General features: G+C 45.4%; 19 protein-coding genes. All 19 read right to left on the bottom strand.

Annotated elements, in window-relative coordinates; genetic code table 11:
* Positions 1–11: 11 nt before the first annotated feature.
* Positions 12–1,385: an ATP-binding protein gene (locus AGA_RS02960; RefSeq protein ID WP_059022961.1), complete on the bottom strand. Its 1,374-nt coding sequence runs from the start codon at positions 1,383–1,385 to the stop codon at positions 12–14.
* Between the two features lie 43 nt (positions 1,386–1,428).
* Complete coding sequence (tnpC, locus tag AGA_RS02955; RefSeq protein ID WP_007397838.1) at positions 1,429–3,039, bottom strand: IS66 family transposase; 1,611 nt, start codon at positions 3,037–3,039, stop codon at positions 1,429–1,431.
* A 63-nt stretch (positions 3,040–3,102) separates the two neighbouring features.
* A complete protein-coding gene (gene tnpB / locus AGA_RS02950; protein ID WP_010510701.1) occupies positions 3,103–3,450 on the bottom strand; it encodes an IS66 family insertion sequence element accessory protein TnpB in 348 nt (115 codons plus the stop codon).
* Positions 3,447–3,806 (bottom strand): IS66-like element accessory protein TnpA, encoded by a 360-nt coding sequence (gene tnpA / locus AGA_RS02945; RefSeq protein ID WP_007400224.1) that lies wholly within the window; start codon positions 3,804–3,806, stop codon positions 3,447–3,449. Before tnpA ends, tnpB begins: the two co-directional genes overlap by 4 nt.
* Before the next feature lie 353 nt (positions 3,807–4,159).
* A complete protein-coding gene (locus AGA_RS13375) occupies positions 4,160–5,512 on the bottom strand; it encodes a phosphoethanolamine transferase (protein WP_172793717.1) in 1,353 nt (450 codons plus the stop codon).
* Positions 5,513–6,005: 493 nt separating this feature from the next.
* Positions 6,006–6,893, bottom strand: a complete 888-nt coding sequence (locus AGA_RS02935; protein ID WP_231945940.1) for a diacylglycerol/lipid kinase family protein — start codon at positions 6,891–6,893, stop codon at positions 6,006–6,008.
* 258 nt (positions 6,894–7,151) lie between these two features.
* Positions 7,152–8,615: a hypothetical protein gene (locus AGA_RS02930; RefSeq protein WP_231945939.1), complete on the bottom strand. Its 1,464-nt coding sequence runs from the start codon at positions 8,613–8,615 to the stop codon at positions 7,152–7,154.
* Positions 8,616–8,819: 204 nt separating this feature from the next.
* Positions 8,820–9,194 (bottom strand): hypothetical protein, encoded by a 375-nt coding sequence (locus AGA_RS02925; RefSeq protein WP_157065284.1) that lies wholly within the window; start codon positions 9,192–9,194, stop codon positions 8,820–8,822.
* 60 nt (positions 9,195–9,254) lie between these two features.
* The gene (locus AGA_RS02920; RefSeq protein WP_231945938.1) at positions 9,255–10,283 is read right to left on the bottom strand and encodes a hypothetical protein; all 1,029 of its coding nucleotides are present in this window, start codon (positions 10,281–10,283) and stop codon (positions 9,255–9,257) included.
* Between the two features lie 164 nt (positions 10,284–10,447).
* Positions 10,448–11,401, bottom strand: a complete 954-nt coding sequence (locus AGA_RS02915) for a glycosyltransferase family protein (RefSeq protein ID WP_231945935.1) — start codon at positions 11,399–11,401, stop codon at positions 10,448–10,450.
* Positions 11,402–11,476: 75 nt separating this feature from the next.
* The gene (locus tag AGA_RS02910) at positions 11,477–12,112 is read right to left on the bottom strand and encodes a PI-PLC domain-containing protein (RefSeq protein ID WP_059022954.1); all 636 of its coding nucleotides are present in this window, start codon (positions 12,110–12,112) and stop codon (positions 11,477–11,479) included.
* Positions 12,099–12,842, bottom strand: coding sequence for a glycosyltransferase family 2 protein (locus AGA_RS02905; RefSeq protein WP_059022953.1), 744 nt, complete (start codon positions 12,840–12,842; stop codon positions 12,099–12,101). The genes AGA_RS02910 and AGA_RS02905 overlap by 14 nt, the downstream gene beginning before the upstream one ends.
* A complete protein-coding gene (locus tag AGA_RS02900; RefSeq protein WP_059022952.1) occupies positions 12,839–13,639 on the bottom strand; it encodes a glycosyltransferase family protein in 801 nt (266 codons plus the stop codon). The genes AGA_RS02905 and AGA_RS02900 overlap by 4 nt, the downstream gene beginning before the upstream one ends.
* Positions 13,636–14,415, bottom strand: coding sequence for a glycosyltransferase family 2 protein (locus AGA_RS02895; RefSeq protein ID WP_059022951.1), 780 nt, complete (start codon positions 14,413–14,415; stop codon positions 13,636–13,638). Before AGA_RS02895 ends, AGA_RS02900 begins: the two co-directional genes overlap by 4 nt.
* On the bottom strand, positions 14,412–15,305 hold the full coding sequence (locus tag AGA_RS02890; RefSeq protein WP_059022950.1) for a class II aldolase/adducin family protein: 894 nt from the start codon (positions 15,303–15,305) through the stop codon (positions 14,412–14,414). The genes AGA_RS02895 and AGA_RS02890 overlap by 4 nt, the downstream gene beginning before the upstream one ends.
* Positions 15,277–17,415, bottom strand: coding sequence for a hypothetical protein (locus AGA_RS02885; RefSeq protein WP_059022949.1), 2,139 nt, complete (start codon positions 17,413–17,415; stop codon positions 15,277–15,279). The genes AGA_RS02890 and AGA_RS02885 overlap by 29 nt, the downstream gene beginning before the upstream one ends.
* An 11-nt stretch (positions 17,416–17,426) precedes the next feature.
* The gene (locus AGA_RS14435) at positions 17,427–17,822 is read right to left on the bottom strand and encodes a GtrA family protein (RefSeq protein WP_083503522.1); all 396 of its coding nucleotides are present in this window, start codon (positions 17,820–17,822) and stop codon (positions 17,427–17,429) included.
* Positions 17,823–17,825: 3 nt separating this feature from the next.
* Positions 17,826–18,431: an HAD family hydrolase gene (locus AGA_RS02880; RefSeq protein ID WP_172793714.1), complete on the bottom strand. Its 606-nt coding sequence runs from the start codon at positions 18,429–18,431 to the stop codon at positions 17,826–17,828.
* Positions 18,432–18,569: 138 nt separating this feature from the next.
* The gene (locus AGA_RS02875; RefSeq protein WP_059022947.1) at positions 18,570–20,420 is read right to left on the bottom strand and encodes a hypothetical protein; all 1,851 of its coding nucleotides are present in this window, start codon (positions 20,418–20,420) and stop codon (positions 18,570–18,572) included.
* Positions 20,421–20,431 lie beyond the last annotated feature (11 nt).

Below are 20,431 nucleotides of genomic sequence, written 5' to 3'. Positions count from 1 at the left end.
AAAAACCCGGGTCAGTTCTCAGTGAAAATCAACACACTCTGCTCAAAAAGCTGGTATAATCCTGCCGCCTGTTCGACGATAATTTTGCCAACATCAGCAATACGGGACATACGTTTACGGATGCCCTCGATACCATGCTCGACAATATTGAGAGCCTGCGCTTGAGGATCATCGCTATTGTCCTGAGCAGAACATGTCATCTCTGCCGGAAAGCTCTCAGAGTATCTGGACACCCAGAAATCCAAGGATGCCCTGGCGTCATCTCCGTTCCGCTCTCGCTCAGGGAACCCCTTCCACTCCTCCGTACCAAGATTGCGGCCGGGAGAAGCAATTAGATACCCAGCCTGCAGGGCCTCTTTTTCCTTGAACATCGACGGAAAATAAAGGCCTAACGCATTGGCGTCGGGCACCCATCGCTTGGCCCAAAGCCTATCATCCTCTGCGGCCATCGCCTTTGTCATGGCGTCAATAATATTTGTAACGGCTTGATTATTCGTCGATGTGCCAACAATAACTGCGGGTTCTCCACCCGCCAGAGCCCGACTGACCAATTCTGTCGCAACTATCCCCTGCAGAAGGGTCGTCTTCCCCGTTCCGGGCGGCCCGTTCACGGCCAAAAGCTCCCCTTCCCTCAGAGCACAAAAAGCCGCCATGGCTTCTCTCTGGCTCAAGGACATGCCATAGGCTGCCGTCACTGTTCCCCTCGGCATGGAGGCTGCACTCAGGCCTAACGACGCATCAACAATTTTCGGTTCAGGCGCCCCATTCACATAGCGGGCCAACAGTGGCGTGATGAGACTATCATCATCCATGAGAGCATCGTAGAAACGGCGTTGCTGCTGGGAAGCCTTCATGCCGACACTGGCCTCAGTCGGCTGCAAAGCCACTTCCCCCCAAAACTTATACCCCTTCGGAAGCCCTTTCTCTCCGACGACGGCATTCCAAAACCTGTCCGCCCATTCGAGCGTTGCCGCAAGGCTTCCACCAGAAAATGGGTTCAGTTGCAGCCATTCATCCATGACCGACACCTTCCCAATCAGGGTCTCAGCATCCGAGGGGGCCAGAAGTTCCCTATTGAGCCACGGATGCGTACTATCAGCAGGGAAAATACGGCCATCTGACTGAACCGAAACAAGAGCCGCCATACAATAAAGTGTAGGTTGCCGGGTGTCTCCGGTCGCATGATGGACCTCCCCGAGAAGAACTCGGAGAGCCGCCATGACGATAATGGGGTCTTCTGGACGAAGACTACTGGAATTGGGGTGCTTCTGACGCAATGCGCGAACAATATTTTCCGGAAGCTGGCCTCCCCTAAAAACCCCTGCCTCCACAGAGATAAAGCTGGACTGGCCGCCATTCCTCTTATCATCGAAGGAAATTTTCATCTGTGCATCATCAAGCGTAACCGGCCGCTCTGGGCCGCCTTGATTATGCGGCCTGTCTGTGCAGTGTATTCACGGGTTTCCAGTTCCATGGCAACAGTTCGTGGAGCCGGTTGATCTTGTGCTCGTTGATACGGGCCAGGACGTCGGCGAGGTAATCGTGCGGATTAAGCCGGGAGAGTTTTGCGCTTTCGATAAGCGTCATGGCATCAGCGATGTTGTCGCCCCCGGTGTCGGATCCGGCAAAGAGATAATTTTTTCGCCCCACGCATACGGGCCGTATGGCGCGTTCGGCAGGATTGTTGTCGATGGCGACACGACCATCTTCGAGGAACAGGGTAAAGGCCTTCCACCGGTTGAGCGCATAACGGATCGCTTTTGCCAGTTCCCCCTTTCCAGGGATACGGGCAAGCTGTGTTTCGCACCATGCGTGGAATGCTGTGACACGGGGGCGGCTTTGTTCCTGTCGGACAGCCAGACGATACGGGGCCGGGTGTCCGGTGATCTGGCGCTCGATATCGTAGAGCTCTCCGATCTGTTCAAGTGCTTCCCTTGCGATTGTCGAATCACTGCCCTTCCAGACATCATGGAAGGCCCGGCGGAGATGAGCCCAGCAGGCCGCTTCGCGCACGTGCACGGTTCCTGTTGCGTCTGGTTTATACAGATCCCTGAACCCGGCGTAGGCGTCAGCCTGCAGAATGCCCCGGAACTGTGCCAGATGGGTCTGGGGATTGATCCCCTTGCGATCGGGAGAGAACCAGTAGGCCACGGCGGGCGGATCACTCCCTCCCCATGGGCGGGGATCGCGCAGATAGCTCCAGATCCGCCCTTCCTTCACGCCCCGGGGTTTGCCAGCCTGACGCAGACGGGGGTCAAGAACCTGGATGGGTGTATCATCAGCATGTAGCAGGTCTGCCTTTACGACATCCTGACGGATCAGATCTGTCAGAGGACGCAGAACGGCAACGGCCTGACCACACCAGTCGATCAGGGTTGAACGGGGAATGTCCACACCCTGACGGGCAAAGATCTCATTCTGACGATAAAGCGGAATGTGGTCATCGAATTTCGAGACCAGGATATGGGCTAAAAGCCCGGTGCCAGCCATCCCCCGTGGGACAGGGCGCGACGGTGCTTCAGGCTGCACCAGTGTTTCGCAGTGACGGCAGGATTTCTTCAGCCGTGCCGTTTCGACAACTTTCAGTTTTGCCGCAATAAAGTCCAGTATTTCGGTGACATCTTCGCCTACAAGACGCAGGGGACCGCCACAGGCAGGACAGGCCTCACCTGGGTCGAGAACAATACGCTCCCGTGGTGTCGTGTCAGAAACCTTTGGTTTGCCACGCTGCCGTGGGGGAGAGAGTGCATCATCGCTGACATCATGCTCCCTGATATCAGGAGAAGGATCGGCTGCCGCGATGGCGATTTTTACATCTTCAAGGAGCAGTTCGAGTTGTTCAATCTCACGGTCTATCTTTTCTGAACTGGCCCCGAATTTCTGTTTCTGAAGACGTGCGATCCGGATTTTGAGAGACTGGACAAGAGCTTCATACGCACGGGCTGACGCAGAAAGCCGAGCCACTTCGGTCTGCAGGGAAACAATCATTTCCCTCAGGGTATCCGGATCATCAGGCAGGACCGCAGGTGCAGACGTCATTATGAAAAAATAGCAGAAAACCTAAGAAAATTCAAAATGTTCTGCACTCTCACGCCATAAAAATCAGGCCACGCGAGACGGTGGTGCAGACCAGGAAGGGCGTCTCCACTCCATGCCTTCCCACAGCATGGCCATCTGTGCTGTCGTCAGGCGTGCAACGCCCTCTGCCGGAGACGGCCATGGAAAACGTCCCTTCTCAAGCACCTTGTAATAAAGACAGAACCCCTGACCGTCCCACATCAGAAGCTTGATCCTGTCCCCACGGCGACCACGAAAGGCAAAGAGCGCCCCTGATGTCGGGTTCTGACGCAGCACGTCCTGTGCCAGTGCTGCCAGACCCGATATGCCCTTGCGCATATCGGTCACCCCGCAGGCCAGATAGACACGCACGCCGTTGCCCACGCCAATCATGCCGTCTCCGCAATCCGGATGACCCGGGCCAGAAGATCTTCGGCAGGATGTCCCGTCACCCTGATACTACGGCCATTGCGCAGCACTATGGCCAGTTCGTCAGGATCACCGCCAGATGCCACAGCAGGTGTCGTCACTGAAGCAACAGGAACAAACGCCACAGACTGATCTGGGGAAGATAGTCTTTGACGGAATGACGTCCGCCATTGGTAAAGATGTTGGCGGGTCAGGTCATGTCGACGTGCCACATCCGATACACTTGCTCCATCCACACCAACTTCAGCCAGTATCGCCAGCTTCCGTTCATCCGACCAGCGGCGGCGGCGTTCAACGCCAATCAGGATTTCCTGGGTCATTCTTACCTCTCAAATGACGTCAATAACGACGTCGTTAACGACGGTAAGTTACCAGTCACAATCCTCAATCATAAGGCGGCCTCAAACGGCCGGTTACCATCAAGCAGCGCAGAGCGCCAGTAAGACAGGACAGCCTTGAGAGCTGGCGCCCGGTGGTTCCGCATTGATGACATAGGCAACGTAATCCCCTAATAATTCAGGAAAAATTACAATCTGTTACCACAAGTGTAAACCCATGACTGATGGCATCCTTCGCTACCTGCCGTAGGTCATTTACACGCCTCTACACCCAGAAGGTTGCTCCCATCTACAAGCAGAAGAGCGTTCATTACTTCTTCATATATTTTCTGTATCTATTGAGCAGGTTTAATATGTTCTAAATTTCGAAAATCTATTACATTTTCCTGATAATCTTTAATTTTATATCCATTGGATTTTTCATAATTCACTTTCTCATCACTGATGTCATACCCCAGAAGATGTAGAATGAGATATTTGACATCATTGGACGATACAAAACCATCCTCACCCCGAAATTTTTCCATGTATCGACAAGAATCATCATTGTTTGCCATGAATGGTATCAAATACATTTCATCACGGTTGCTAGGAAAACCATGCCCCTCACCAACAACTTCCCCATGATCAGGCACATATATCATTTTATAATTTTTTAAATTCTTATCTGCCAATATTTTTATTTTCGAAATTATGCCATCGACGTGATGAATAGATTTATCATAGGCATCAAAATGCTCACCATTATCATTCGCATCAATATGCATATCGTACGGCAAATGGTTTCCGAAAAGATGAATAAAGAAAATTGATTGCCCCTGAGCGTTTTTAAAATAAAATTCGACTGGGTTAATCAAATTGTCGTCTTTTCCCTCAATAATTTTGAAAGGCGTATTATTTATATGTGGCGATGCATGGATGTCAGCATACCTCTCAACAAAGCCAAAAGGCTTATTCCATAGACCCTGTCCATCTTGGGCATCCAGCCAATATGTTTTGTAATTATTATCTTTTGCCATTTCTATAAGATTTTTATAATTAAATAGATAAGCTTCGTGCTCTGGATCAGCAAAAGATACATACATTGGCACCGCGACTCTTGTCTGACTGGCAGATGAGTGCACATTTTCAAGAGCGCACCAACTTCCATCATCACGCCAATGTTTTAAATTTGGAGTAGTGGGGCGTTTGTACGAATAGGCGCTATATCTTAAAACGTTCGAGGCCTCACCAATAATGAAAATAATATTTTGTTCTTCAACACCCTTGTGGGAAACAAAATTTGGCTGATCTGCATGAGCTACGACTTTATATTTTTTTGAATCTGATATTGCGTCCATTTCAATTAACAATGCTGCAATTACATCACCAAAAAACACTTTGTATCTGTCTATATAGTTTTGTGCTATAAAAGACTTATCATAAATAACATTGTTTATAAAAAATCTTGGTCCCCACACGCGCAATCCACGCACTATTGGATATGACAAAGACCAGACCAACAAAGCAGAAATCAATAAACAATACATTCTATTCAGTTTGATATACTTCATGGAATAAGAAATATATCCCACAAATGCTATAAACAAAAAAAGCAATAAATAGTAATAAACAGGAATCTGGTCCAAAAGACCCAAAGACACTTTTATATTGACACCCAATGCAGCCAAAACCATATTTTTAGACACATTGCCATATATGCATCTTACAATAATAGACAGGGATGATATTAAGAAAAACGTTGTTAGAAGCATACTCCTAGCAACATTATTTCTAATAGATGATAACAAAACTCCGAAATATATGATGGGGAAATAAGTATGAAGCAGGTCTTTGACACCGTCATATTTCCCAAAAAACATGGATATAACAACCAAGATAACCAATAAGGAAAATTTATATCTCGGATGCACCATATCGCGTTGCTTTCGTTCAAGTAATATGTGCTAAGACTGAAGGATACTTAAAAAGTTAACTACGCAGCACAATTTTAAAGGAAGAAAAATCTCACTTTGTTGCACTCATTAAAAGAGATTTTTGGGAAATTCAGAAATGATGATTTCGATCTAGCATGTCCCCATGCCTTCAGCTATTAATGAAAATTTTATTAAGTTTTAATTTTTTCGTATTATATATTGAGAGGAAAATTTCCCAATTTATCAAGTGGTTATGACAAGTGCCCTATGGTGCGGCAACAAGGATCGGTGCTTCCGCATCGCTTATTTCAACGGGAGTAGAACCAGATGCATCTCCATCAGCTTGCAACGGAATGCCTTCTGGAGTCAGTATTTTTATCTGATCCGCTTTTATAATCTGCACCCCCGGCAAATCGCTTATCCTATTCCTTAACAGAGCCCAGCCCACATTTAGAACAGAGAAGACACCACCCTGCTCAAACAAGATAATTGTAAACCCTCGCTCTGACGGGTTTGCATGCCGGGTTAGCAGGTAATGCCCGCCATAAAAGCACCCCTTGCTTACAATAGCTCCTGCTACAGAGCGTATCTTTCCATCAACCTCTATCTGCACAGGCAAAAAACGATAGTAAAATAGATCTCTTATCGTCTGGATAACATAAGCGTATCGACCAACTCGTTTTTTGAACCCAGGATGAACATGGTGTACAACGCTTGCATCAAACCCAACACTTGCCATCTGCACAAAAATTTGTTTCGTCCCAGATGGATATTGGAGGCACCCAGGCCAAAGCAAACGCCCACCAGAGCTAGCTAACACTTTTGCAATGGCTGCAGGTTTACGGGGCAACCCGAACTCGCGCGCCATAACGTTTGCTGTACCCAAAGGGATGAGGCCCAACCGAGCATTTGTCCCGATTATTCCAGACACAACCTCGGCAATTGTGCCATCACCACCTGCCGCCACAATCGTTATGCCGCCCAGCCTTGCAACAGATCGCGCCAGCTCCGTAGCGTGCCCTGCGTATTCCGTCCTAAGTACCTGCGGGGAAATACCGAATTGGGTCAAAGCATCCAGAACAGCCGTAAGTTTTTTGATGTTTCGACGCCCTGCTGTCGGGTTATAAATAATGTACACTAACAATTCACCCACCCGACAAACAGTGCAACAGAACATATGAGAATGCTCAAGGCTCAACTCTTAAAGTTCAGCCCCAACCTCTGCTCATACACCCTTAAATCAGAATGCTGCACTTAGTCCACACCACGCATGGCGTCTAGAGTCTATGCCCCCCGATATCTTCCAAAACAAATACTTGTGTATAATGTATATATAAGAGCCGTATTTTATAAATATGGTCTACCGTTAAAGTAGGTTACAAAGTAAGGATTTTTTAGATATCTCCTCATTCTAATACCCAAATGTCACACGCAAATCATCACATGTAGCTTGCGACGCCACCCACACTTCTGATGGCCAATACATCTGCCCATAATAGTCTCTTAATTCATAATGATCCCGCAGTGAAAAACAATAAATATATCTATTTTTAACAATCGAACTCAGGCCACTGACAAAAAGATTGTTGGGTAGAAGAATTGCTTCAAACTTCTTTTCGGAAACAGCACTCCACATAGCCGGGTTTAACAAGCCTGGACCGGGATCATGCACTTCACTACATGCGGAAAGCCATGCCTGACACAACTGCTGCAAAGGTGACTTTACTGGTTTGCCTGCTCTATAATCGACAATCGGCCAAGTTGTTGTCCAAACATCACCTTTAATATGCTGCACAATCTGCTGTATTTTTATTTGCCCGATGTCACTTGCCATAGGTTCAAGAGTCCGCCGCATATCCCGGGCTTCGATAATAGATATTGATATCAGAATACCAATACCAACTGCCACTCCTGACAGAATGGCACCTTTTTGTTCCCCGTGTAATGCTCTCCTCAATACGACAGCCATTATTATTGCGGCCATATCCATGAAAATAACAAAATCTGTTACCCAGCCGCCTTCTTTTCCAGAAGAGATAAACGCCAGAACCAGTGCCGCGCCATACATGAAAAAAAGAGGTAAAACCTCCTGATAGCCCTTACCGACAATACCCCGCTTCTGAAGTAGAAAAATAAATGGCGCAGCCAAAGAAATAACGACATCCCCTGTGTATTGGGCAAAAACGAGAATACCATGGGAGAGAGAAAATGGATGATGCCCAGGAACAGTAAATGCCCACTTCCAATATGCTGCTCCATAATGCAGACGTAAAAATATAACGGCTAGAATAATAGAACTCGAAGCAACAGCACATGAAATAAGATATTTACGCTCAAATACCGACAAAAGTAGAGGAATACAAACCAATATCAAACCCGGTTGTTTAACTAAAAAACAACCGCACACAGCCAAGCCAACCAAAATAAACTTTGCATATCCATTATCTTTAAGACTTAAGAAGAAAAATACCAATATCATGCTGAACATGAAAAAGGCATCTGGTCTTGAAAGGTCAACCCAACCATACATTGGGTATAATGCGAAAAAAATAATGCCCCAGATAAAACCGACCCATTTTAAATTCAATGCCCGCCGCATCGCAATTTCAATAAACAAACCAGACAACAAAAACGACGGTAAAAATGACATAATACGTAATACAGAAAGATTGGATATCCATGATTCAGGAAGCATCCTGAGATATAGATAATATAATGGATTATATATTGTTCCAGTCTGATATACTGCAGCAGATGACTTTAAATACTGATAAAGTGGATATTTTTCTCGCAATACTCCGCTCAAATAAAATGATGTTGGTTCAGCAGTTTCAAGGACACCATTCAACAGTAGTCTATGAACCATAACAGGCAAAGACTTACATAATGCATACCATGTTATAATTGCCATTACGACATACAACACAGAACAGCATAATGGGGATAGGTAATGACTCCTAAAACGCATTATCCCACGATGTTTTTTATGGTCGTTCGTAATTTTCATAACTCCCAAAACAAAAATTTTAGAGGAATCAGATTACCTATAATCCGTATCAATTATATTATACGAAAAACATTAATTTATAGAATAATTACGCTTCAAATAACTATAAAACTGAGAGTTAATCCATCCAAAAGAGGCTTTGTTTTTGAACCAGACATCATGCATGCCATCAGTCACAGCTAATGCACCATACCCATCACTTGCAAAAAAGCTTAACTCCTTCCCTTCTATCCATATGCATTGATCTTTTTGTGGATCACGTACTTCTTCTTTATCATTTATTAAATATTCATATATCTTATCAATATATTCACGATTCATCTTTTGGTTGAGAGGTATTTTTTTATTTAGATACCCCCAATATCTATTTGCAAAATCAGCATTTTTGCAAACAAACATTTTCTCCACAGCTTCTTCCGCAAAACATTCTGATAACCCAGAACTCATCGCAATAGCTAAAACTAGTGATGTTATTTTAAAAAAAGCAAACGGTTCATAACACTCTCTCTAGATCGTCACTTTGTTCTTCAATGCAATCTCATACGGCCTATTCCATAGAAAATTCATATTCATGAATAATATTGTCAGGAATATACTCAATCCGAAGGAAGCCAGCGTTATATGAACATAGGGCAAGTGATAAGAGAGTTTAACTACCCCTATTGAACCATCGGCTGGAAGATCAACCGCCAACAAAAAACCCGCAACAGTAGAAACTGGCGCGGCTACCCCATTAAATGTCGCCTCATAGCCAGGCCAGGAGGTCCGTGCAAAAACAAGTTTGTTCGTGCCTTTGTCGCGCGATGTAATGGTAAATGTCTCTTGCGTAGCTTGAGGGGTGCCTTTTTCTACAACTGTCAAACCTTCCACTGGCCATGACAGTGTTCCTGGTAATTTTTCATTTGGCAGGGTGTGAGAAAAAACTCTGCTATACGGGTTGTTTCCCTCCAGCTCTGTCCAGTGTGTTGGTTTTTCACGTGCAAACAAATCTGCCAACAAACCGTTTGTCGCAATGACATTTTTTACACGCATCAAATCAAAAAAGGTCATTCCAGTAGTAGGTTCTATTTCCAATCCACCTATTCCTGCTTCCATAGGTGTAAGTGCCTGAACCATCCGGAAAAATCTTTTCTGCAAAGCATACTGTTTGATGGGCGAGTAACCGTTGATGCTTGGACGACCAGAAAGAAGGCCGATATTACCAAACCAGATATGTTTTATATATTCATTACCATTCTTTTCCCACGCATCATTATAGACATCATCTACGAGACACATATTATATTCAGGATCAACGGAGTTTAGATTGATACTTTCAGAAATTTGTGGGTAAAAATCCCATTTTGGGAACATATGATTATATATTCCGCCTGATATACGCGATAAAATTGTAAATAAAATAGTAATTGCAACCATTTGTGCCAATTTCATATCTTGTTTTACAAATTTCAGACCAAAATAAATGCACATGCCTGCAGCAATCAGAATACCGACCCATTTTTGAGGGTACTGCATTATTGAAATAGTGCTTGTCATAATAACAATTAAATAAAAAATGTTCTTTTTTGATTTCGATATACTTTTATCTCTGTAGTTATCCCATAGGTAAAGTGTAGAAATTATAAGAAAAATTTGGAAAAATGGTGTAAACCGTACAGGAAGCTTGAGCACATGAATACTAGAAGGTCCCTGAGTCAAAATTAAAAAACAAATACACAAACAAAAATACACAAATTCTTTTGAGGAATATAACGTATCGACTTCCAATTTATAAACATCAATGCAGGCAGAATAAACCAGCCCGCATAATACAACGAGGCTTTAACGTTACGATTATCAGGGTACAAAATGTGCGATGGATGAATAGGGTTAAAGACAACCAATAAATCCCCCAAGCTAGGTATCATGGAGGTTGCTGTTGTCATATCTGATGCTGTTCTATCTGAAATCAGCAGCATCGCCAGCGTGGGCAAAATAGATATAAGAGCCGCCATCCCCCCCAAACCGAGAGAAATCAAAGGCAAGCTAGATATTAAAGTCCTGTTTCTATATATCTCTATTCCTGAGTAAATAAGACCACATAAAGCAAGAGCAATGATAGTCTGAGGAAACCCGGTTGTAATAGTCAAATATGTGGCAATAACAGCAGCCAGGAAATCCCATTTTGAATCTTTGGCACGTAGAACAAATGCGACGGCCCATACCATAAACGATATAGAAGAGAATTCAGGAAACCAGCTTTCTGCAAACCAATAAAAAATGAAATTATTCAGGACAATAGTTACCGCCCCGACATATGCATACTTGTTGGATATTCCTAACGTTTTACACAGGAAAAATATACCGGCTGATAGTATCCCGTAATGGATGGCGGCCAGAAACCCAGCCCCCCATGGTAGAGACTTAATGATTGGCAGAAAAGAATATAAAATTAACTCGACCGGATTGAAGATGCCATATTGGAACTCACCAGATATATTCCCGCCAAACCATGTATGCGTGGTCAAAAATGGTATCTGGTGATAGTGGATAAGCATACTGCCAATGGAATAGAATACTGGCATATATTGGGTTTGCATATCATCACGATAATATGCATTTCCATAAATTAGCATCGGAACTGATGACAGAACTATTCCGATCAGAAAACTCAATGCAATATTTTTGCAGATTTTATTATTTAAAAACATCTTATTTTCCCAAAAACCTTGCACATCCCCATATAGATATTATTTCGTAAAATCTTCCCATAGGGTAAGGCGCTTGGTGCATACCATTTCTGGCACTATATCTATATCTGACAATTTATTCTGCATTTCCAGCACAAGACTATTCCAGATTTCTGGTTTATTGACGTGGTGTAGTTCTGGCGACACAGCACAGATTTTCATACCTTCATCCCGCAAGGCTTTGACTACATCCGGATGCAACGGATTACCCGTAAAACTGTCAGCCCACACCCAGTCAACATGCCGCCCTATAGCTTTCAGGTCACGTGCAAGATTCAAAGCTGTGCGATAGTCCTCAAATTCGGAAACACGCAAGGCAAAGTTCGGCACGCCTGCCCGCGCATATTTGCGGATAAATGGAAAGCTCTCATCAAGGATAAAAAAATCCTTAACTCCAAACTGCTCAAGCAAAGGCAGAAGGCGCTCTTCCATGCCTTCTTCCTTGACATTGGCAATCAGGAAGCGGTGCTTATACTGCTTTAACCAGTCCTCAAGTCGCGGTGCATCCGTGATGAAGGGATCATGCGTAACCAGAATATCGTTCCCGTGGTTCCTTAGATCAATTTCTGCCCCAAACCTTACTGGTGTTGCTTCAATCTGCGCCAACGCGTTGCGACGATGATCAATGATCAGCATGAGGTTTTTCCTTGGTGATCAGGGCATTACGTAGTTCAAAAATATAGGCAAACGTGCGGCGGATCAGCTTGATGCGGGTCTTCCAGCTGCCGCCTCCCTTGGCTTCGCCATGGAGCCTTTGGGAAAAATCTACCGGGATAGTGACGATCTCATAGCCATTCCGGCGGGCCTGATAGAGCAGATAAAGATCGAGCGAGAAGTCTTTGGGGGCGTCATGCCGGATATAACGCTCATAAAATGCACGGGAGAAGAGTTTAGGCTGGGCGTTTACATCATCCAGCCGTACCTTCAGTGCCGCAGAGGCCACGCACTGCATGCCGAATGTAAAAAGAGCCTCAAGCAGGCGGCGGTTGCGCCGTTTGCCTTTAATAATCCGCAGCGCCGGAGGCAGGGACTGGTACAGGTCAAACGCCGTTAGTACGTCCTTGGGGTCGGTCTGCATATCCGCGTGGGTCCATGCCAGAACATCCCCCTGAGCCGCGGCAAGCCCCTGTGTGATCCCATAACCATAGCCCTGATTGACCGGTACCCGCACAACGCGGAAACGTGGATCCGCGTGTGTTGCCATTTCCTGCTCAAAAACAGCCGGAGATGTATCGCCTGACCCATTATCAACCAGAATGATTTCCACATCCTGCCGTGTTCCAAGGGTCTCGCGCAGGCGGCGAAAAATCAGGGGAATATTCCCGGCCTCGTTGTAGCAGGGAATAACTATGGAAAGGAGGCTCATCGTGCCTTTTCTTCCGTCAGGAAATCGACCCAATACTGGATCGTATTTTCGTAAAGTTCGTAATCAGCGGGTGTGCCCCAGCACAAATACCGATCAATTTCGATAACGCGTACGTTCAGCCCTTTTTCAATCAGGTAACGGAACACCTGATCCACATAGAATTCGCCATTAATGCGGTCGTTAGCAGCAATCATCGCATCGGCGGCGGAAACAAAGTCGCTCCCCCGACGGAACCAGAAAGTGCCAACTACGGCGTGATCTTCCTGCGGTGTGTCACTGATGGGTGTTTTTATGGAAACCCCAAGTGCTTTATTGCCCTCTGTCCGCACCCAGCCGTAAGCATGGGGGTTGGCGCAGACAGCCTCGTTCTCCCTGAAGGTGAAAATGAGCGCATCAGCCTGTTCTGCGGCCTGTTCAAACGCGGATGGTAAAAGGTCCATGCCGTTATCGCATGCTGCGATCATTAAGGGCTGGTCCGTATCAATACGCTCACGCGCGAGCAGGCAGGTGGATGCCTGCCCTTCTGTCAGGCGGTCAACAGGAATAAAGTCTGCCTTGGGGTAATAGCTGCGGATTGTATCCGTAACCTCATCACGAATATGGAAGTCGCGGACCACAAACGTCAGGTTTGTCTCTGCTGCCTGAGGGTTCACCGGCAGATCGGCTACGGCTGCAACCACCATGGGCACTTTTGTGCCTGTCCGGCGCAGGGTCGTGGGAATGACCGGTTTGTGCAGGCTGTAGCCCTGCTGGGCAAAACGGCTACCGGCTCCTGCCATAGGAATGAGAATGTTCATTTGGCAATTCTCACAGCAATTTTGGTCCAATAGTGGTATTCGTCCACATCCTGTGGCGTACCCCACTGGCAAAAATGGTTTACGTTGGCTGGCGCATACACAGGCAGCCCATCTGCGATCAGATGGTTGAAAATCATGCTTGCGTAATATTCACCATTCAGGGAATCTTCGCGTGCCATCAACTGATGACCATATTTTTTCAATGTTGCGCCGGAATTAAAGTAATATACCCCAGGCGAATGACGGGCCTGTGTTTTGTCTTTTTCAAAGCTATATTTTTCCCGAATTTCCAGCATCCGGTCTTCGCCATCTACGCGGCAGCATGCATACAGGTTTTTTTCCGGCATCAGATGTGGGTGGAAGCCCGTATAGCATGGCACTGCTCCGGCGGCGCCAACTGCTTCCATGGCCCCACGGAATGCTGCGTAATTCCAATGCATGTAGTAATCGCAATAGCTGACCAGTGCTGGCCGGTCATCCGGAATGGCATGTTCTGCCTTGAGCAGTGCATCAACCGGGCCAAGCTTTGCCCCTTCAATGACCACGATCCGTCCTTTGGGGCGCAAATCAGTCAGAATGCTCCGCATCGGGGTGGTTTCAATATGCTCGCGCCTGCAGATGAAAATTGGATCTTCCGCTCCGGGGAACATACGCAGAACCCACTCGATCAGACGCCGACCATCAAGTGTAATAAGAGGTTTGGGATCCGTATAACCGGCACGCACAAAGCGCGACCCCAACCCTGACATAGGGATGATCAGTTGCCATTCATTCATGATTTTGCGACCTTCTGGCGGTACTTCTCAGCTTCCATGTTAAGAAGGAAATCTGCCTCTTCCACTGGAAGAAAGTTAGGTGTCAGACCCAGTTCATGCATGGTCTGTCGTAAATAATTATAAGCTTGCTGCGTCTCTTCCCCCGCTTTGGAAAGGCGTAGGGTTTCATGACCCAAATACACAGCCTGATCGGGGAAAAGCAGGTGCTCGGCGTCTGCCGCGCAGAAAGGCGCCTCTTCGACAACAGGAGGAGGTAAACGAAAATGAGAACGAACAGTCTCATTAACTGTTTCATGCAGTTGCCATGCTGCGTCTGGTGTATGAGCGGCCACGACCAGACCGTGATTCTGCAAAAGTAATATGGCTATCCCATTTGCAAGAGCTTGCTGGGCTATGATTTTCGCCATCACTGACTGCGTCACAGGCAGGCCCGGCGACGCATATGGCACCCACACAGCCTGAGGTAGAATAGCTTCGGTTAACGCGACACCTTCCTTGGCACAAGCAAGAAGATTGGTCAGCACCGAATGGCTATGCAGCACACATGGCCCCAACAAGGCGTGAAAGCCCGCTTCTATAGAGGGTCGAGCTTTTGACGTCTCTGGCGCTGGCAAAATGGCGGAACGTACAAGGCCGGTATAATCCGCTTCACTCCCGCAAGCCGACAAACCATCCCGTATCCCAGTATAATCAACTGCCACAAAGCCCTGATCAGGACTTACATGCGCCAATTCGCTTCCTGACGCCTTCACCCACATGCAGCGCGCATCATTTTTAAACGAGGTATTCCCGCCCCCGCCCTGCACAAACGCTTTATTGCCGCCTAGTTGGCGAGAAACATGTGCAAGTTGCTGCAACCCATCAGAATTCGGGGAAGCGGGTTCCGTCATGGAAGATAATGTAGGCAACGATAATTTGTTGCACTCCTTCCCATCCACCTTTCCATGCTGGCGCATAGATCCCGAAGTCCTGGATGTCAGAGACATACTTTTCTCCAATATGTTCAATCGCTGCAAACGGAAGAAAATCCATGAACTCGATTATCTGCCAGTTTTCACATTCGTAATAATGCTTAACATTCTGCGGGTATAGATCTGAAATTCCATCCAACAGAGGGTCAAGATAAAACCTGTTAGACAACATAACCCGCAACCCTACTGCAGGTTTATACTCAAGATCTCCCAAACGATCACCAATAGGCTCTAGCGGGAAAAAGGTAAAAACTATATCCGCCGCATGGGCCTGTACTTTAACATAACGCTCCGCGTCAGCCCGTCGTGCCTCAACCGATGCGATAATTTGCTCCATACTATAGCCACGTTTCAACATATCGCGCTGGATCTTCCAGTGCAGTAGAAGCGTTTCATCTGGCGCCATAAAGATCTTGAGATCCAACATGCTTCGGGTTGGCTTAAGCAGGAAAGTATGCAGCCCTTCCATGACCATGAGCGGCTTGGGGGAAATAGCAACAGCCTCGGTAAACTTACCTGTTGTATGGTCGTAATGCCGGCGGAATATGGTCATATTCTGCCGTAGCGCGGCAATGTAGTGCAACTCCTGATGCAACTCATTCCCTTTGGGGTTGAGGTGCGTATATTCCTTCCACTTGGCGTGTCCACGCTGCCACTTATGCATATCATCACCACACAGGGCGGTCATATGACTGGGCGTAAACAGGTCCAGAAGATTTTCTGTAAGAGTGGATTTACCACTCCCCGAATCCCCGGCAATACCGATCAGGAATGAATGAGAGCTAAACTTATTATAATGTAATGCCTTGATTCCACGCCAATAAATCCACAGGCAGTTAGCTATCAGCAGCGTTTGCATGAGCGTAAACGCACTATCGGCCAACATGCGGGCATTAAACCCCGCAGAGGCCAAGAGCGCGAAAGCATTCGGCCCCTGTGCGAAATGTGGAAATACGAACTGAAAGACTTCGCGGTAATCTGAGGCCGGGCTTAACCCAAAATACAAAAGGTATGAGAATTGAAGCGCCGCCAAAAGCAGACACTGAAGCATGGAGGCACGAGAGAAAAAATAGACCAGAAAAGGTACAACCCAATAGTACCAGCCTGGCATAGGGTTGATAAAAAGAAGCATAACCCCAAAGGCAAAGCCCAGAAACATGATAAAAATATCACGGTTCTGTATCTTGATACGCAGAGCATAAAATACCAGCAGTATATAAGCTGATGGTATCGCATAAAATTCTGGCCCACTCCGCGTCAGACGAAGAGCAACCTGCCCGATTTTCTTCTGTTCAAGATTCTCAAACACCATATGCCGGAAAGCATGATCAAAGAGAAACGGCATGTTCACGAGGCCAAACGTCAGCAAAACCAAACCAACGTAGCTCAGCAACGCCTGTGTCCGCTCCCTATGCCGCCAGATATACAGCAGAAAAAAAGGTAGGGTCATGACCAGATGCGTTTTGGTAGCCAACCCCAACCCAAGAATAATAGCTGACCACACCAGATACTCCCTGAACAGCAGATACAGGGAAACTGTCAGAAGAGCGATGGGCACCACATCTAACTGACCATGTATGTAACTGATATAAAACAGAACTGGCGAACACCACAGCAGCAAAATAACCCGTTGGCTGCGACCATGAAACCAACGGATAAACACCAAAAGCATGGTCAGGTCTGCGGCAAATAGCGGTATATGATACAATAGGAACTTAAGCGGCAAAGGCCACGCAGCAGCCCCAAAAGGGGCCATCAAAAGGCGAGGAGCCACCATGAAATAGAGCATGAAAGCAGGGTAGGGAAAAGCTGCGGGCTCTCCCTCATGCCAAGAGGTCACATACGGGCTTTGAAAAGGGGTGTCCGCGAAATTCTCAAAAAATGGGAAGAAAAGCGCACTAAAATAGCCTGATCCGAGGAACATCCCGGACAATATTTTCAGTGCCGCCATACTCCAGAATAGTGGGCTGCACAGTAGATCATTCAGCTTGAGGCGGCCTTTTGCATCAAGCCAGAAATTTTTCCACATCCCATTCCAACCTATTCAGACCCGAAAACCCAGAACTTTGTACCTATAAAGTTAGTTACAGTTGTAATGCCTATTCCAACAATGTTTGCAAGGCGTGCATCCGTTCGAAAAAATCCAACTAGCACTCCTAATACACAAATATTAACGAATAATGAAACAGCATAAACACTGGCATATCGACCCAAGAGCCCCCAGGTAACGCCTGAAGAATGCTGATAGGTCCACATTTTGTTCAGTGGAAACCCCACCATTACCCCCGCCAAAAATCCACATGACGAAGACAGTTGGTACTGCAAGCCTACATATTTTAAAAAAACTAAAAATACAAGGTAATTGACAATAGTAGATACACCGCCAACAATTATAAATCTAAAAAAATGAACTAAACTGTCCCGATACGGAGGCATAGATTAACATTCCTGCGCAAGAGATATCTGGAAGGCCCTAATATCGAGACTCTGTGCCCCGATTACGTCCTTTTCAAGACTATCTCCGATCATAATCACATCTTCAGGCCGATGTATTCCGAGCTTATGCATCCCAGCTTGGAACATACGGGGATCTGGCTTTTCAGCCCCCACTTCTTCCGATGTAACCAAATGGGCAATGCGCGCGGCCAGCCCTAGCCGTTCAATCTTGCGTATCTGCACATGCGCAGTCATATCACTCACGATACAGATGGGCAGCTCCATCTGCTCACATCGCATAAGAAAAGCCTCTGCCGCCGGCGCAAGCACCATATTCTCTATAAAATTGTCCCAGTAAAGCTCATCTGCTACATAAGCTTTTACAAAGGGTTGCGACGTTCCCAGTGTTTCAAAAATGTTTTGGAAGGCAAAAAGTCGAGATCTACATGCTCCTTGCGGAGATAAACGCCGCGTAACAGCAGAACGTGCCGCTCTATATAATTGAGAGAACTCCAAATACTCCATACCTAAGAAAAGCTCATCATGAACTTTTCTTAGCGCATATTCATGATTCTTCTCATAATTATACAAGGTATCGTCCAAGTCCATGAGGACTCCTCGCAGACCAGACAACTGTATATTTGAATAACTACAGACCGACATCCCTCCCCCTTATCATTGGACCTACCAAAAAGAAGATTATGCACCAAAACTGAAGAACCAGACCCGACTGCACCCCACATGCCCCTAGTGCGCACGCTCCAGATCAAACATTTTGCGATCAAACATATATTGAGGCGCGCAACTACCCTCAATATGAGCGTCTTGGGGGAAGAGAACGTAAACATTAAATCTAGGTTCAGTTAACGATTCCTGAAACGTTGCAATTTTATGTGTTTGCGCCTGAAAACGAGCGAATTGCTGGGGATCTATATAAAAATTGAGATAGTCATAATTATACAGTGTAGGCTTTTTAATATCTTCAGGAGAAACTCTATGCTCGGCAGCGAACGAATTAGCTAGAACAATGATGACAGGAACCTGGTTACAGGCTGAAATATAGTTAGAATAACTCAAAATATTGTCCAGACTGTAATCTGAATTGGCACTCTTCGCAAATGGGAAAATCAGATCAAACTTCCGCTCAGATGTTATAAAAGTAGGTGTGTCTATATAATAATGCATTGCTTCAAGCAAAAGATCATTATTCGATATAACAACGCCATTTTTTATATTCTTATTATCACGAATAAATTGAGAGAATTTTTTTGAATTCGAACTGGGTGTAGCAAAAATTTCATTATACGCATTGCTAATTGCGGGCCAAATTTGTAATACCATCAAAATAATAAATGCATTGTATCCAATTTTACGTAGTTTAATAATTTTATTATTCAATGAAATATTTTCTTTTTTGGATATCCACAGAAGCGCAACCATGAATACCAACCAGAGAGCTTGATGACGATACCCCCCCCAATAAATAAATGCAAAAAATACATCCAAAACAATCAGGCTTATAGATGCAGACAAGAATAAAACTGTTTCTCCATACAAAGAAAAAACACTCAAAAATATCAATGCCGAGCAAAATATAATAAAAATATTTCTAAAAATAGAAACATATGCATTTATATGCCGACCATCTCCATTGAGAAGGCATGATTCCGTGTATTTCTTTGATAAATATTCCTCTCGGCACTTATCATCATCAATCAAAAGGCCATAATTTCTTTTGTTTTCCGAATTATCATAAACTGCCTTGACCAGCTGTATTTTACTTTTATCAGCCGGTCCAAAATATGAATAATACGTCAGTTTGTTAAATGTTTTTGCAACAATAAATGCATTACCAAGATTATGGAAATTTATTATTTGATCTATTTTTTTGCTCGCAACTTTATCAAAAGTTGGAAAAATGGTGAAAAAACAGACCAAGAGGCCAGCAATATTGCACAACACTGACTTGGCCAGAAAAATTTTTGTTTCTCTAATGTATATCGTTTTATTTTTTATAGCACTCCCAATTAATCCCAACGAATATGACGTTGCAATAATCGCGGAATGAATGTTCGTATTGCACAACAGGAACAAACAGGGACCCGTGAAGTTACTTTTAAAACGCTTACTGGTTACAACAATCGCCAAAATGAACATGACAAGCATACTGATGCCGTAATTACGGGCCATCACAACATACTCATACAAAGCAAAATTGGAGCACAAAAAAAGAATTTTAAACCGTAGGCTAAATGGACTTTTAAACAGAAATAGCCAAACTGCTGTTGCCGCGACTAGAAAAGACGCGAGAGGCAGCACCCATACTTTATGGAAAATAGCAAAAAGACCACGCAGCAGAAGAAACCAGAGGGCAGGATGCCCATTACCATGGATCCCATACTGATTATCGGCCCCAATTCCGAAAATCAGATTGATAACTTCATCCAGCCAAAAAGCGTGATGATAAATGAGCGTAAGAGTAATGATGCTCCACAGTGAAAACAGGCACCATTGCGCTTTATTTTTACTCCACCCCAACACTTTTTCCGCCTTCTGGAACACAAAATAACTTATTGTTTCGCCCGTTTTTAACACCATCCCAAAGAAAA

Origin of the sequence: Acetobacter ghanensis, from assembly GCF_001499675.1 — a bacterium.
Taxonomy (GTDB): Bacteria; Pseudomonadota; Alphaproteobacteria; order Acetobacterales; family Acetobacteraceae; genus Acetobacter; species Acetobacter ghanensis.
The sequence above is the reverse complement of the archived record's forward strand: the minus strand, read 5'-3'. Positions and strand labels throughout refer to the sequence as shown.

Coding starts and splice junctions, on each gene's coding strand:
- AGA_RS02960 (WP_059022961.1), bottom strand. CDS start 1,385: ATGAAAATTTCCTTCGATGATAAGAGGAATGGCGGCCAGTCCAGCTTT.
- tnpC (WP_007397838.1), bottom strand. CDS start 3,039: ATGACGTCTGCACCTGCGGTCCTGCCTGATGATCCGGATACCCTGAGG.
- tnpB (WP_010510701.1), bottom strand. CDS start 3,450: ATGATTGGCGTGGGCAACGGCGTGCGTGTCTATCTGGCCTGCGGGGTG.
- tnpA (WP_007400224.1), bottom strand. CDS start 3,806: ATGACCCAGGAAATCCTGATTGGCGTTGAACGCCGCCGCCGCTGGTCG.
- AGA_RS02925 (WP_157065284.1), bottom strand. CDS start 9,194: ATGAGTTCTGGGTTATCAGAATGTTTTGCGGAAGAAGCTGTGGAGAAA.
- AGA_RS02920 (WP_231945938.1), bottom strand. CDS start 10,283: ATGACAAGCACTATTTCAATAATGCAGTACCCTCAAAAATGGGTCGGT.
- AGA_RS02910 (WP_059022954.1), bottom strand. CDS start 12,112: ATGCTGATCATTGATCATCGTCGCAACGCGTTGGCGCAGATTGAAGCA.
- AGA_RS02905 (WP_059022953.1), bottom strand. CDS start 12,842: ATGAGCCTCCTTTCCATAGTTATTCCCTGCTACAACGAGGCCGGGAAT.
- AGA_RS02900 (WP_059022952.1), bottom strand. CDS start 13,639: ATGAACATTCTCATTCCTATGGCAGGAGCCGGTAGCCGTTTTGCCCAG.
- AGA_RS02895 (WP_059022951.1), bottom strand. CDS start 14,415: ATGAATGAATGGCAACTGATCATCCCTATGTCAGGGTTGGGGTCGCGC.
- AGA_RS02890 (WP_059022950.1), bottom strand. CDS start 15,305: ATGACGGAACCCGCTTCCCCGAATTCTGATGGGTTGCAGCAACTTGCA.
- AGA_RS02885 (WP_059022949.1), bottom strand. CDS start 17,415: ATGTGGAAAAATTTCTGGCTTGATGCAAAAGGCCGCCTCAAGCTGAAT.
- AGA_RS14435 (WP_083503522.1), bottom strand. CDS start 17,822: ATGCCTCCGTATCGGGACAGTTTAGTTCATTTTTTTAGATTTATAATT.
- AGA_RS02880 (WP_172793714.1), bottom strand. CDS start 18,431: ATGGACTTGGACGATACCTTGTATAATTATGAGAAGAATCATGAATAT.
- AGA_RS02875 (WP_059022947.1), bottom strand. CDS start 20,420: ATGGTGTTAAAAACGGGCGAAACAATAAGTTATTTTGTGTTCCAGAAG.